This window comes from bacterium, from assembly GCA_016702305.1.
Lineage (GTDB): Bacteria > Electryoneota > RPQS01 > RPQS01 > RPQS01 > JABWCQ01.
Genome location: JADJEH010000002.1, coordinates 758,614 through 772,473, shown reverse-complemented (window position 1 = coordinate 772,473; position 13,860 = coordinate 758,614). Strand labels below are relative to the sequence as shown.

General features: G+C 57.6%; 15 protein-coding genes. 4 read left to right on the top strand and 11 right to left on the bottom strand.

Translation table 11 applies throughout. From position 1 onward, the window contains the following. Positions 1-59 precede the first annotated feature (59 nt). Positions 60-518 (bottom strand): hypothetical protein, encoded by a 459-nt coding sequence (locus IPH10_07805; GenBank protein MBK6910821.1) that lies wholly within the window; start codon positions 516-518, stop codon positions 60-62. 176 nt (positions 519-694) lie between these two features. On the opposite strand from IPH10_07805, the gene IPH10_07800 reads away from it, so the two are divergent. The 4 genes from IPH10_07800 to IPH10_07785 are packed head-to-tail and all read left to right on the top strand — an operon-like array spanning position 695 to position 5,175. Beyond that, on the top strand, positions 695-1,045 hold the full coding sequence (locus tag IPH10_07800; protein MBK6910820.1) for a (2Fe-2S) ferredoxin domain-containing protein: 351 nt from the start codon (positions 695-697) through the stop codon (positions 1,043-1,045). After that, a complete protein-coding gene (locus IPH10_07795; protein ID MBK6910819.1) occupies positions 1,042-3,867 on the top strand; it encodes a hypothetical protein in 2,826 nt (941 codons plus the stop codon). Before IPH10_07800 ends, IPH10_07795 begins: the two co-directional genes overlap by 4 nt. 35 nt (positions 3,868-3,902) lie before the next feature. Beyond that, positions 3,903-4,952: a class I fructose-bisphosphate aldolase gene (locus IPH10_07790; protein MBK6910818.1), complete on the top strand. Its 1,050-nt coding sequence runs from the start codon at positions 3,903-3,905 to the stop codon at positions 4,950-4,952. Positions 4,953-4,956: 4 nt separating this feature from the next. Further along, positions 4,957-5,175 carry a hypothetical protein gene (locus IPH10_07785; protein MBK6910817.1) on the top strand — a complete coding sequence of 73 codons (219 nt, stop codon included), beginning with the start codon at positions 4,957-4,959 and terminating at the stop codon, positions 5,173-5,175. A 76-nt stretch (positions 5,176-5,251) separates the two neighbouring features. On the opposite strand, the gene IPH10_07780 is transcribed toward IPH10_07785, so the two are convergent. From IPH10_07780 to IPH10_07735, 10 genes are all read right to left on the bottom strand, one after another. Next, positions 5,252-6,214 (bottom strand): bifunctional metallophosphatase/5'-nucleotidase, encoded by a 963-nt coding sequence (locus IPH10_07780; GenBank protein ID MBK6910816.1) that lies wholly within the window; start codon positions 6,212-6,214, stop codon positions 5,252-5,254. Positions 6,215-6,296: 82 nt separating this feature from the next. After that, on the bottom strand, positions 6,297-7,607 hold the full coding sequence (locus tag IPH10_07775) for a dihydroorotase (protein MBK6910815.1): 1,311 nt from the start codon (positions 7,605-7,607) through the stop codon (positions 6,297-6,299). A 14-nt stretch (positions 7,608-7,621) separates the two neighbouring features. Continuing rightward, entirely contained in the window at positions 7,622-8,536 is a 915-nt protein-coding gene (locus IPH10_07770; GenBank protein ID MBK6910814.1) for an aspartate carbamoyltransferase catalytic subunit, read from the bottom strand. A 20-nt stretch (positions 8,537-8,556) separates the two neighbouring features. Next, positions 8,557-9,105: a bifunctional pyr operon transcriptional regulator/uracil phosphoribosyltransferase PyrR gene (gene pyrR / locus IPH10_07765; protein ID MBK6910813.1), complete on the bottom strand. Its 549-nt coding sequence runs from the start codon at positions 9,103-9,105 to the stop codon at positions 8,557-8,559. 121 nt (positions 9,106-9,226) lie between these two features. Further along, positions 9,227-9,526 carry a DUF59 domain-containing protein gene (locus IPH10_07760; GenBank protein ID MBK6910812.1) on the bottom strand — a complete coding sequence of 100 codons (300 nt, stop codon included), beginning with the start codon at positions 9,524-9,526 and terminating at the stop codon, positions 9,227-9,229. Between the two features lie 5 nt (positions 9,527-9,531). Continuing rightward, positions 9,532-10,098 carry a biotin transporter BioY gene (locus tag IPH10_07755; GenBank protein ID MBK6910811.1) on the bottom strand — a complete coding sequence of 189 codons (567 nt, stop codon included), beginning with the start codon at positions 10,096-10,098 and terminating at the stop codon, positions 9,532-9,534. A 129-nt stretch (positions 10,099-10,227) separates the two neighbouring features. Beyond that, positions 10,228-11,280, bottom strand: coding sequence for an Mrp/NBP35 family ATP-binding protein (locus IPH10_07750; protein ID MBK6910810.1), 1,053 nt, complete (start codon positions 11,278-11,280; stop codon positions 10,228-10,230). A 78-nt stretch (positions 11,281-11,358) separates the two neighbouring features. Continuing rightward, complete coding sequence (locus IPH10_07745; GenBank protein MBK6910809.1) at positions 11,359-11,832, bottom strand: 23S rRNA (pseudouridine(1915)-N(3))-methyltransferase RlmH; 474 nt, start codon at positions 11,830-11,832, stop codon at positions 11,359-11,361. Then, a complete protein-coding gene (locus IPH10_07740) occupies positions 11,832-13,433 on the bottom strand; it encodes a T9SS type A sorting domain-containing protein (protein MBK6910808.1) in 1,602 nt (533 codons plus the stop codon). The genes IPH10_07745 and IPH10_07740 overlap by 1 nt, the downstream gene beginning before the upstream one ends. Further along, positions 13,369-13,782 (bottom strand): hypothetical protein, encoded by a 414-nt coding sequence (locus IPH10_07735; GenBank protein ID MBK6910807.1) that lies wholly within the window; start codon positions 13,780-13,782, stop codon positions 13,369-13,371. Before IPH10_07735 ends, IPH10_07740 begins: the two co-directional genes overlap by 65 nt. Positions 13,783-13,860 lie beyond the last annotated feature (78 nt).

Sequence of the window (13,860 nt, the reverse complement as noted above, 5' to 3'; positions counted from 1 at the left end):
CGTTTGCCTCGTGTTTCATGCAAACCAGAATTTAGAGAATATTCCCCGCTAAGGCAAATTTACCAGAGCCAGAAAGTGACGCCGACGCCGCCCTGAAGGGACAGCCTTGTCTTGGGAGCCAGCTCGACACCGGGCGCGAATTCCGCCGAAACATCTACAATGGAATAGGGGAAATGGTATTTCAGACCAAGGGGCACGCGCACGCCGATCGTGTTGTCATCGTGTTCGTCGTTGGCGAAGGTCATATAGGCGCCGCCGCCGTAGTACCATTTCCACTCGCGCGGCATATCCATAATGTAATCATACATTTGAAAATCGGCGGACAGAAGGAACCACTCGTCCCAAGACCAAGCCGCACCGATGTCGAGCGCGGAGGACTTGTCCCAGAAGAACTGGGCGTTGAGACCGGTGGGCTCGCCGATGTAGGGGCCGATTCCGAAATTGTCCCGGTTCTTGGCAAGGGATGCGGAGGCAAGGGTGCAGGTCAATAGAAGGCCGAGGAGGATTCGTGTGCGCATGATAGTTGCTCCAATTGAATTAAAGGCAGGTTCATCGTGACAAGCATGTCCATAAATGTCTATATCATAACGCATTGCCGACCCGGACCGTTCCCTTTGGAATCGCCGCCGCGGGGGCTAAACGTTTGAAATTCCGCCAAGTTATTGTATCTTTCAGGATCAAAAGCCTCTTCACTATGTCCCGCTACATCTATCATGTCTTTGTCTGCGAGAACCGGCGTCCCGAGGACGACCCGAAGGGCTGTTGCGCCTCAAAAGGTGGCGCCGATATACTACAGCTTTTACGTGACAAGGTCAAAGCGGCAGGCCTGAACTCCAAGATCCGGATCAATAGCTCGGGTTGCTTAGCGAATTGCGCCAGGGGTGCATCGGTGGTCGTTTATCCCGATGCAGTGTGGTATTCGTTTGTGAACGCGGAGGACTGCGACGAGATATTTGAACGGCATCTGCTGGCCGGTAAACCGGTGACGAGATTACTCGACCCGATGTTTCATGCGGATCGTACAAAGGCGGGAGGCACGATGTGAAGAAGCTGCTCGTCTTGTTGTTTTCAGTCACGCTGGCATTTGCGGCCACGATCGAGTCTCCTCGCAACATTACGCTAGAGACTCCTTCCGCACGAGTACCGCTGCCTTCGGTTATTCCTATCGTGATTGATGCTCAGAATATAGGCGAACGAACCGAATGGAACACGCTCGACGAGACGCCTTGCAATCACAACTATGGTTTTGATTTGGAAGGCGGCAATTCACGGTATCACGGACTTTCATCGGGCTGGGCGATACACTGCTGGTTAAGAGGCACCTGCGGTACGTGCGCCCCTGATGAACCGATTCGCATTGATAGTATTCGAGTTCGCTTCCAGCGCCCGGATGGCAGCACGGGGGACACGCTGGATTTAACGATAGAATTTCGCTGCCCAGCCGATGGAATTAACCCATGTACGAGGCTCGGTTTTCTGCGCGATTTCCGCACCGCCTCGGTTGTCTTTCCGCCCGATTCCACGGATTCGCTGGATCAGATACTCCTCGCTGACATTGTTTTCGAAGGCGCCTTGACTGATTCAATTGGTACCTTTGTTGGTATCGTTAGTCAAGGAACGCGCCAAGGAAGCTGGGTGACGCTTCTGGGCGATGATGTTGACGCTGAAATTCAACTCTGCGAAGTGTTCGTAATGGCCGATTCTCTGGAAGATTGGACTTCGGTGTGGGGCGACTATTCCGGCCCTCCGATAGACATTCACTATGCTTGCGATTTGGGTGATAGCGTGATTGTGCCGCCGTGCGCGGGAGTGTGCGATCTTACCAACTTCTACGGTTTGCAAGCCTACTTCGATCCGAACACCAATATCGTCTATCAGTGGTTCGATCCGGGCGAATTGCTCCTGCCGCTGCAGCCGCAGGGACTTGATTTCAAACTATATTTTGAAGCGCTCGGCGCGGCCAGCGATTCGGCTTATCTAAGGGCCTTATTCGCATGCGCCGGGTTTGGCGACGTGTGTTGTCCGCCCGCTGAACCGGTCTGCTCGATTCCCTTGAGCGTGCGCCGAGGGACGGCGTTCCAGACAGTATTGGATGTGCATGCGGATATTTCGTCAGTGAGCTGTTGTTTGAGCGAGCCGTTCTGGCTGGGCATCGTCGTTGATTCTGTAACCGGCGGTGCGACTTTACCGAGCTTTCTCTTTTCTGCGGCAAGTGTGGACCCCAATCCACCGTTGCCATGTGAGCAATGGACCGGGGCGGCCGGAGCGTTGTCTGCTGTGCGAACGGATGATGTCGGCTGGGCGGACGTGCGACTTACCGGTCTTTGCGCAAGCTGTGGCGGACAAAGCGCGCAGACATGCCAGGCTCAGCCGCAAATGCTGGACTGTGAGATGTCCGCGGATGTGCCGTGCGCCGAAGCGGGCGTGCGGCTGGAGAATCTGGTGATTGCGCCGGGATCAGGGTCAGCCCGCCGGTATTGTTGCAGTGACTTGAGCTTTCCCGGCGCAGAACTGATCTTCCGCATGCAGATTCCGAATCAAGGCAACGTGGCCATTCGCGCGACGACGGACACGTTGGATCATGTTGCACTCTTTCTGCTGGAAACATGCGACCCGCGGCAATGCGTGGCCTTTGGACGGGATTCCCTGTTTGCCAGCGACCTGACGAACGGAGAGTATTTTGTCGTCGTGGAGAGTTGGGACGGCCAGCCGCTGAGCTTTGATCTTGATTTCGTGTGTATCGCCGATTGCAATCACGAAACCTGCGACGCTGATCTGCGCGGCCCCGGAGGTCTGGGCAACCGTTATCTGGACGGCGAAGGCGACGGCGCGGGCAACGTATTCTATCAGAGTTATTATCCTGGAACGAGCAACACGCAGTATATTCTGCGGTACGACGCGCAAACATGCGACTCGCTGCCGCCGATTACCTGGCAGTCTCAGGAGAACTCGGCCTGCCGCATGCTGGCCTACGATCCACGTAACGGAGGCGAGTTCTGGTGCGGCACGACGACCGACTTTTTCACGGGTACAGGCCGCCTGTACAGGCTGTCGAGTGGTGGTGGCGTGATCCAATCGTGGACGGCTTTGCCTGGACTTACGATTTTGCGGTGGTCGGGCGCGGCCTTCGACCCGACGCATAATCACATGTGGGTGTTTGTGCGCGATTCATCCAACACCGGGCACTCGCGGGCCTTCGAGCTCAATTTGAGCAATCCGCTCCAACCTTCGGTCATTCAAGGACCACACGTGCTGCCGCAGCAAAGCCCGAATCAGTCCTTGTCGTGCGCCGGTGCGGACTATGCTCACCTCTCCAACCATCTGTTGGTCGTCCACCAAGGCTCACCGAATGACTTCGTTCAGTGTTACGAGGATCTGGATCCCGGCTATGATGGGCCGCAACCAGGGCCGGGCTTCGTGCCAGTCGCATGGTGCACGCCTGACAGCAACAGCTTGCAGGGCTATGGTGTGGCCGCGATTGAGGACACGGCGGGCGGGAAGATTGCCATGACCAACTTCACCGACGCTGACTGGCTGCACCCGGTCGCGCTGTATCCCCCGCCCTGTCGTTTGACTCCGGCACGCTGCGCGCCGCCGGATCATCTAACCGTCGCGATTATCACGGGCGGCACTCGACTGTCGTGGATGGCTACCTATCCCGGACTCTACGACATCTATAGTTGTGACGATCCGGAAAATGATGGCAATCCTGACGGTGGGCAGGATACGCAGTTCACTCTCGAAGCGAGCCTGCCACTCCCCGCCGGCGCCGCCGAATGGGACGACCTGCACGACCTGTCAGTTTATCGCATTTACAGCATTGTCCTGACCTGCTCGACTGCCGTGTCGCAGGCCGGGGCTCCATAGTTATTCACTTCATAAGATAATGGGAAAGGTACTCTATGGCGACTCGCATTGAGGAGTTGCTGGGCAGCGAAGCCCAATCACTCTTAACGTATTCCGTGGACGGTGTCAAGAAGGATAGTTTGCATCTACCGGGCCCGGATTTTCTGGATCGCGTTTGGACGCAATCTGATCGCCCGATGGCGGTCATCAACAGCCTGCAACGTATGTATAATACGGGCCGCCTGGCGGGAACCGGTTATGTGTCACTGTTCCCGGTGGATCAAGGTATTGAGCACAGCGCCGCCGCGTCGTTTGCGCCGAATCCGCTGTTCTTCGATCCCGAAGGCATCATCAGGCTCGCGGTTGAAGGCGGCTGCAACGGCGTGGCTTCGACCCTCGGCGTCTTGGGGATCATGAGCCGCAAGTACGCGCACAAAATTCCTTTCATCGTCAAGCTCAATCACAACGAATTCCTGAGCTACCCGAACAAATTCGACCAGATCGAATTCGCCACGGTACAGCAAGCGTATGACCTGGGCGCGGCGGGTGTCGGAGCGACGATCTACTTCGGGTCGGACGAGAGTGGCCGCCAGATTCAGGAAGTACGCAAGATGTTTGAAGCGGCACACAAGCTCGGACTGTTCACCGTCCTGTGGTGCTACACGCGCAACCCGGCGTTCAAAAAGGAAGTAGACTATCACCTTTCCGCGGACTTAACCGGGCAGGCCAATCACCTCGGCGTAACGATTGAAGCGGACATCATCAAGCAGAAGATGCCGGAAAATAACGGCGGCTACAACGCCGTCAACTTCGGCAAGACGCATAAGCGTGTGTACGGCGAGTTGGTCAAGGAGCATCCGATTGATTGGACGCGCTGGCAGGTTGTGAATTGCTACATGGGCCGCTGCGGCTTGATCAACTCAGGCGGCGCCGCCGGGAATAACGACCTCGCCGACGCGGTAAAGACTGCCGTGATTAACAAGCGGGCCGGAGGCATGGGTTTGATTAGCGGCCGCAAGGCATTCCAGAAACCGTTTAAGGATGGCGTTGAACTTCTCAACGCAATTCAGGATGTTTATCTGGACCAGAGCATCACGGTGGCCTGAGCCGATGACGAGCATTGACTCCGAACTCCTCGCGATCCTCGTGTGTCCGCTGTCAAAGTCAACTTTGATTGAGCATGGTGACGCTTTGGTCTCGACCGACCGTGCGACGCGCCGTGCATACTCCTTTGTCGAAGGCATTCCTGATCTGCTGATTGAGCACGCGCGTGAACTGCCGCAAGACGAGTGGGAAGTGATCATGCGCGCAGCGGGAAAATTGCCTTAAGCGATGACCTTTGACGGCAAAGAAAAAGCGGCGGCTCCAGTGGAGCCGCCGCTTCTATTTATCGTTGCTATTCCGATCAGCCCGTCACGCCCGCAGTGGTAGGCTTGATACGCACTCCGTCCTGCGGATTGTCCACGAACGCGGGAATCTTCTCGCGAATTAGAGCCAGCATACCATCGTCGGACGGATCCGTTGTCTCCATATTGATGCGTTTGGCTTCCACTTTGGTCACCACAGCATCCTTCCCGAAAACGAAATCCAACCGGCCAAGCGTGCGGCCGTCGCGCTGGGCGCGGACGACGCGCGTTTCACCAATCAACCACGGTGCGTCTTCGTTGGCGCGGAAGCTGCGTCCACCAATAACCGCGTTCACGAAAGGAAACTCCTTGGCGATAATACTGTCCGTTTGATCCCCGCAGGTGGACAGCACAAGAATCAGGTCGGCTTTGTCATGCAAGTCCGGCAGGACACGACGAGCCGTCGTCAGCGGGTCATCCACGGTCACGCCTGCAGGGAGCTTGGTCGAGTCAATTCGCATGGTCTCCTTTGATCCACACAAGCCGACATAAGCAACGCGGGCGCCCTTGACGTTCTCAATCGTGTACTCATCCGCTACCAGGCTGCCGCTCGAGCGGACATTGGAGGAAACAAACTTGAAATCTGCCGTCTTGCGCGCTGCGGTGAACGCGTCCATGCCCAGAGCCAATTCACGTTCGCTGATGTTGACGACGTTTGTGCCCATGTGATTATGCGCCGCTACCGACAATTCGCCATGAGTGTTGTCCACTTCGGGCGTCCCGGTCAGGAAATTCCCGGCGTCGCAATAGACGACTGATGCATCCGCCGTGCGGGCTTCGCGGACTTTGGCGGCTCGCTTAGTAATGCCGCCGCCGTTCTTCTTGCAGCCACAGCCCTCAATCTTGCCCCGCGTTTCCGATGAATACAGGACGGTGACAATCGTTCCCTCGGCGACTTTGGCCCCGCAGCCGCTGGACAGCACCGCGCCTAACACCAAAAATAATACCAAAGCCAGGTTCATTCCATCTCCTGCAAATTTGAACAAAAGTATCACCCTCGTACTATCCTGAAACGCATCGTTCCGGGTGATTGTTCCGGTTCGGTTAGAACGTCTGAATCAGGGCCATGCCGCGATGGACGACGCCGCGCGCACGCCCGGTCAGTTCCCACCCGCCATAGGGAGTATTGTGGGACAATGACTTAAACTCGTCAGGTTTGACGGTCCAGCGGTGCGCGGGGTCAATGATCGTCAAGTTGGCCGGCTCACCGACCGCGACGCGGGGCTGCGGCTGCGAAAGAATTTCGCGCGGCGAGTAAACGGCGCGGTCCAAAAGCGTTGGCAGGCTCATGCCCTTCGACAGGAAATGCGTGAGGGCCAGGCTGAGCGACGTTTCAAGGCCAACAATCCCGAACGGTGCGACGTCAAACTCCTGCGTCTTGTCTTCCCATGAGTGCGGGGCGTGGTCGGTGCAATAGACTTCTAAGGTGCCGTCTAGGAACGCGTCCCAGCAGGCCTGCCGATCGGCTTCGCCGCGCAACGGCGGGTTCATCTTGAAGTTCGTATCAAATGTCTTGCACGCTTCATCGGTCAGCAACAAGTGGTGCGGACAGACTTCACCGGTGATCTTGATGCCCTTGCGCTTAGCCTCGCGAATCAGCTCGACCGATTCACGCGCCGATACATGGCAGATGTGAATTGCGCCACCCGTGAACTCGGAAATCAACACGCAGCGCGCCACGTCAATCGCTTCGGCGATCGTCGGCATGCCGCTGATTCCCAGGCGCGTGGACCACTCGCTCTCGTTCATTGAGCCGCCTTCGGCAAGATAGGTGTCTTCGGCATGCTCGAAGATGCGTGCGCCAAGCATGTTGGCGTACTGCACGGCGTTGGCGAGCACGGCGCTGCTCTTGACGGGCGATCCGTCGTCGCTGAAGGCCCGCACGCCAGCTTCGACGATTTCGGTCATGTCCACGAGCTCCTTGCCCGCCCGGCCGCGCGTGACGGCGGCAATGATGTGCACGTCCACGGGAAAGGGACGGGCTTGGTCGCGGACCCAATTCACTGATGCAGCGTTGTCAAGCGGCGGATTCGTATTCGGCATGCAGGCGATTCCGGTAAAACCGCCGTTCATGGCGGCCATACACCCGGTGGCGATCGTCTCTGCGACTTCTTTGCCCGGTTCACGGAGATGCACATGCAGATCGAACCAGCCCGGCGTGATCCAATGACCGCGCAGGTCAATGATCTCGGCCCCGGTTGGCGCATCGTTCGTGGTCGGCTGCAGCACGCCGTCGCGAATATGCAGGTTCATTACTTGATCCGTACCGTGGCGCGGATCAACGACTCGCGCGCCCTGCAAGAAGATGTTCTCGGCCCGCGCGGGCTTATCAAAACGTGAGTATTTGCTGGTCATGGTTATTCTCGCGACTAAGCTGAAGGTTCGGCGCGACCGCCGGCCAATAGATACAACACGGCCATGCGCACGGCCACGCCGTTGGTCACCTGCTGAAGAATGACGGAATGCTCGCTGTCGGCCACATCGGACGTGATTTCGACGCCGCGATTCATCGGTCCCGGATGGAGAATCGTCAGCGGAGCACTGGCCTGTTCCAACCGCGCACGCGTTACACCGAAGTATTTGTGATACTCGCGCAGCGACGGGAAGAGTCCGGCTGTCTGGCGTTCCAACTGAATGCGCAGGATATTCAATGCGTCCGCGCGCCGAATCGCGTCGTCAAGGCTATGCGTAATCTCGACGCCCATGCTCTCGATTCCGCGCGGGATCAGCGTGGACGGACCGCAGACGATCACCTCGGCGCCCATTTTTTTCAGGCCGATGATGTTGGACATGGCCACACGCGAATGCAAAATATCGCCGACCAGCGCGACGCGCAGCCCCTTGAGCGATCCGTATTTGTCGCGCAGTGTCAGCATGTCAAGCAGACCCTGCGTCGGATGCTCGTGGCGGCCGTCGCCCGCATTAATGATGATGGACTCAAGATGGCGCGCGAGGAAGTGCGGACTGCCGGGCGACTTGTGGCGCATGACCACCACATCAACTTTCATGGCCTCAATATTCAGCGCCGTGTCCAGCATCGTCTCGCCTTTGGACAACGCGCTGCCGGAAGCCGAGAAATTCAACGTGTCCGCCGAGAGCCGCTTCTCGGCCAATTCAAAACTCGTGCGCGTGCGTGTTGAGTTTTCCAAGAAGAGATTCACCACGGTCACACCGCGTAAGGTGGGAACTTTCTTGACCGGACGATTGAGAATGTCGCGCATTTGCAGCGACGTGTCGAGGATCGTCTGAATCTCAGCCGCGCTGTAGTCGGCCAGGCCGAGCATGTGTTTTTGCGATAGCAAACTCACTTTTCCACCTCCACCAGGTAGATCGCGTCTTCCTGATCCACTTCCGTCATGTGCACCTGGACTTCTTCATTGATACTGGTCGGCACGTTCTTGCCGATAAAGTCAGGCTTAATCGGCAGCTCACGATGGCCGCGATCCACCATGACGGCGAGCTGCACCCGTTTGGGCCGGCCATGGTCCATAATCGCTTCAAGCGCCGCCCGGACGGTGCGGCCCGTGTAGAGCACGTCGTCTACCAGCACGACGTTGATATCGTACAGGTCGAATCCGATTTCCGTTTGCTGAACATGCGGTTGGCGCAGCGCGGTGCGGTAGTCGTCGCGATAGAGCGTCGCGTCAAGCACACCGACCGGAACATCGCGGTTCTCGATCTCGCGGATTTTGGCGGCGACACGTCGGGCAATATAGACGCCGCGCGTCTGCATGCCGACTAAACCGAGCTGTTCCGTGCCGCGATTCCGCTCGATGATTTCATGCGCGATACGCGTGATCGTGCGCGAAAATCCGGCCGCATCCACCAGCTTGGCCTTGATTTTAGTTTGCATAATTGAGACTATGTTGAAAAAGAGAAATCCATCGGGCGGCCGATGGATTCCTATTCGGGAAACCTTATCGGCCTCGCAGTGCCAGATTAAAGGTAAGAAACGTGGCGAGTAGAGTCGCGGATCAGAACATGCCGAGCCGCATGCGCGCCTCGTCGCTCATCATATCCACGCTCCACGGCGGATCCCAGACGATCTCGACATTCACTTCGTTCACGCCGTCGAGGCGCAGAATTGCTTCGCGGCACATGTCGAGAATTGTTCCAGCCAAGGGACAGCCCATTGAAGTCAAGGTCACCTTGGTGTCCACGCGGCCACCCTCGATCTCGACGCCGTAGACCAGTCCGAGATCGGTGATCGGCAGGTGCAGCTCCGGGTCGTAGACCGCGGCCAATGCATTGTAAACTTGTTCTTCGGTGGGCATCTTAGCTATATCTTTTTGCGAATGGGCGGGAACAACGCCGCAGCCGCGAGCGTCTTCAAGACCGTACCCGGAATAAACGGCACGAAGCCCAGCGCGAGGGCCTGTCCGGCCGGAACGAAGCGGCTGAGCCACAGGATGCCCGGAATGAAGATGATCAAGTGACCGAGGGTCATGGCGATTAGCATGCGGCCATACGAACGATCATAACCCAATTCCGCCAACTTGCCGCAGACGAGGGCGCAGAGCACGAAGCCGAACAGGTAGCCGCCGGTGGGGCCCAGTAAGTAGAGTGCGCCGCCCACTCCGCCGGCGAAGAACGGCAGGCCCGCTGCGCCTTCGAGAATGTACGTCAGGACGGCCAGCGCACCATTGCGCGAGCCCAAGGCCATGGCCACGGCCAAGACGGCAAACGTCTGCCCGGTCACCGGGACTGGGCTATAGGGAATCGGAATCGATATCTGGGCGAAAAGTGCAATGAACAGGCTGCCGAAAACGACTTGCAGAGTCGTGTGGACGGCAGGGGACAGCGCGGGAATACGTGCGCGGAGCGATTGTGCTAACGGTAGATACATACAAATTGTCCAACAAATATGAAAGGGAGAAACAGCAGATCAAAGGTCGGAAGCGAATTTAGCGGGAGGTTCAGTGCAGACCCTGCCGCCGCGAAAGCAGGCGGCTGTCCCGCTCAATCGTGTTATGAATTACAGGCCGACGCGTTGCGCGACCGCTTGGGCCATCGCGCGAAAAACAGAGTTCAGCACGGGGTTCGTTTCGATTGCCAGCATCGGGTCGCCCGCGTCAGCCGCGATGACCAATTGCGGCACGAGCGGCAAACGACCGAGCAGAGCGCACCCCAGCCGTTCCGCTTCGCGTTCCGCGCCGCCAACTCCAAAGATGTGCGATTCACCGCCGCAATGCGGGCACGTGAAGCTGGCCATATTCTCTACGATGCCGAGGATCGGCACATTGAGCTTCTGAAACATCGCTACACCCTTGCGTGCGTCAATCAACGCCAAGTCCTGCGGAGTCGAGACGATGACTGCGCCGTCCAATTGTATGCGTTGACTGAGAGTCATCTGCGCGTCACCCGTTCCGGGCGGCAGGTCTACGATGAGAATATCCAATGCGCCCCAAGCCACGTCGCGCAGAAACTGCTCGGCGGCCTGATGCACCATGGGGCCGCGCCAGATCATCGGCGTCTCGGGTTCAACGAGAAATCCCATGGACATGAGTTTCATGCCGTTGCGTTCAAGCGGCAGAATCATGTTATCAATCACGCGCGGGCGGTCGTGGATGCCAAACAGCGTCGGGACAGAGGGACCATAGATATCGAAATCGGCCAGTCCCACCGTGAAGCCGAGATCCTGAAGCATCAGCGCCAAACCTGCCGCAACGGTGCTCTTCCCTACCCCGCCTTTGCCCGATGCCACAGCGATCTTGACGCGCACGTCCGGCAGAATAGGACCAGTCGGCGCAGGCCGCGAATGAGGCTGCTGCGGCGCCGAGGCGGGCTGCGTCCACTTCATGTGCACCTGAACCTCAGAAACACCGGGCAGGTCGCGGACCGCGCTGGCTACAGCTTCCTCAATCTTACCCGGAGTGTCTTCGTCGCGCGCGGCCACGGTAATGTGCACCTGCACCGTGCCGTCCTGGACTTGTATGTCCTTGACAATACCAAAGGACACGATGTCCCGGGTCAGGCCGGGAAATTTGATCGTCTTGAGCGCGTCGCGAATCTGGTCTGGGGTCAGCATAGAGAAGTTTGTGCGTGGGTAATCCAAGAAGCTACGAAATCCCCAGCCAACCTGCAAGATGCACCGTAACTAACTATTTTACTTGTGATAAGGAAGCCCTTTCCAGAGGCTTAGAGCCCGATAGAGCTGCTCGTACAAAAGAACACGCGCCAACTCATGCGGAAAGGTCATCGGCGAAAAACTCAGGCGAAGCGCCGCATTATCTAACAAACTTGGAGCCAACCCCCACGCTCCGCCGATTATGAAGCTCAAGCGATGGGTGCTGGCAAGCATTTCGTCCTGTAAGAATTGCGAGAGGGCTTCGGACGACAGTTGCTTACCTTTGATGTCCAGCGCAACGAGCTTGGAACCTGCGGGCACCTGCTTCAGCAGGGCATCGGCCTCGCTGATCAAGGCACCCTTGCCCGTACCGTTACCACCTTCACTGGTTGCGCTGGGTACTTCGAACTCATCGAAGGGTAAAAAGTGACGGATGCGGCCAGCGTATTCATCGCAGGCGGCCTTGAAGTAGGCTTCACGCAATTTGCCAACGGTAACGACTTGCAGTTTCACTATTTGAGAAGAAGCAGTTTCTGAGTTCTCGACGATGCACCGCTGCGCGCGCGCAGAAGATACATGCCCGCGGCTAACGATGCGGGAGCTTCAAATTGGATGTCGTGGGTTCCCGGATCGAGTTCCCCCGAAAAGACTTGGGCGATCTGCCGACCTGTTAGATCAAACAGACTCAACGTAACCGTGTTGTGTTGGGACAATTCCAACGGGATGGTTACGCTCGGGTTGAAGGGATTCGGATAGGCCGCGCCGATTGAGAAAGAAAGCGGCGTGGCCGGATCGTTCATGACCGGAAGTGCAGAGGCTTCCACAAGCTCCGCTTGAAAATCGGCGAGCTCAACGGAATGCAAATCCGGCAAGTCGAAGACGAATTCACTCACGTCTTGAGGTGCGATCGGCATGCTGGTGTGAAAGGGACCAGAATCCGTAGTGATCACAACGCTCAAAGAGGTTCGGAAGCGCTCTGGCCATGGCTGAACTTGCCGTGCAGTGGCCGTGATTTGGTGCGGTCCGGTCTCGGTAAACGCCACTTCAATCACCGGGTGGCCAACACCATAAACCCATTGATCGAAGAACCACCGCAGATCATCTTCGGGATAGTGCATGCTGACGATCCTGTAAAAGTCCTCCGTGCTGACCGTGCCGCCCGCAAACGAGTCCACATAGGCCTGCATCATCGGGAAGAACGTGGAATCTGATGGCAGTCCGAAATAGCCCCGCAGCATGTGCAGAACCCACGCACCCTTATAGTACTGGTTCACGCCGAAGAGCCGGTCCGGCGGCGGATCGTAGACCGGATAGAGCGGCGGATGATTGCGTGCCTCGTCCACGATAATACCGCGCAATTCGTCAAGCGAGCGCTGCAGCTCGTTCTCGCCGCCGAGATGCTCAACCCACAAAAGATTGCCGTATGTCGCAAACCCTTCATTCAGCCACATATTGCGAAAGTCCACCGGACTCAGATGATCGCCAAACCACATGTGAGCGAGTTCGTGGGCGACGATACCTTCGAACGTGCGCAGGCTGTCTACCAGATTGAAACCGTAGGTTGTGAAGGTCTGATGCTCCATGGCGCCCCAGCCGCCGAAGATATCAGTCGCCGCCATGCCGTATTGCGCAAACGGGTATGGACCAAATCGCTCGACGAAGGCAGCCGTCATTTGCGGCGTGCGTTCCCAGTCGTAGGCAGCCGGCAGCGAATCCCACGGCCAAACGTAGTAGCGGTAGAACACATTGTCCTGCGTGAATTCTGTCTTGGCAAACAGTCCCGCCGCGATGGAGACAAGATAGGGTGAGATCGGGCGATCATGTTCGTAGGTCTGGCGCTTGCGACCTGCCTCGGGATAATCGGTGCTGACGAGCGCTCCGTTGGCGGCCAGCGACCAATGCTCCGGCATATTCACACGCGTTTGCAGAGTACTGAATTTATCACTCGGCTGGTCCCAGCACGGGTACCAGCGCCGCGCTCCATATGGCTCGCTGAAGGTATAGGCCTGCTCCCAGCCCGTCTGGTAGCCAACGTCGTTCCAGTCAGGGTTAGGCTCGGCGGAAAAGGCGATACGAACAGCCACCGTCTCCGCGAGCGCGACGGTGCGCTGCACATGGAGCGTATCCGAAAATGTGCACAAACGAGACGGCAAGGTTGTTCACCCACACATCCGTCACGGCGAGGCCCTCGGCGTTAAACGGGATCGTGGGCAACGATTCGCGCGCGACCAGCGTGATGGTCGCATAACCCACCAGCGGCACATCGGCGTGCTCAACGCGCAGGTCCAACTCCAGGTGCAGTTGATCGTACGTGTGCAGACTCTCAGCGTCCAGCGCGGCGAACTGCTGGCGGCCGGCGCCTTGCGTGCTATGACCGCACAACTCGTGAAGTGGCCGGTCTGGTGGCAAACCGAACTGTGCTATAGCCAGCGCGGGGAAGCAAAGGACAAGTAACCAAATCATGGGGCCTCCTCCGGAATATGTTAGACGAACAGTGTTAGGTTGTTGCGACTTGCAGAATGAACTGTTATCATATCATTT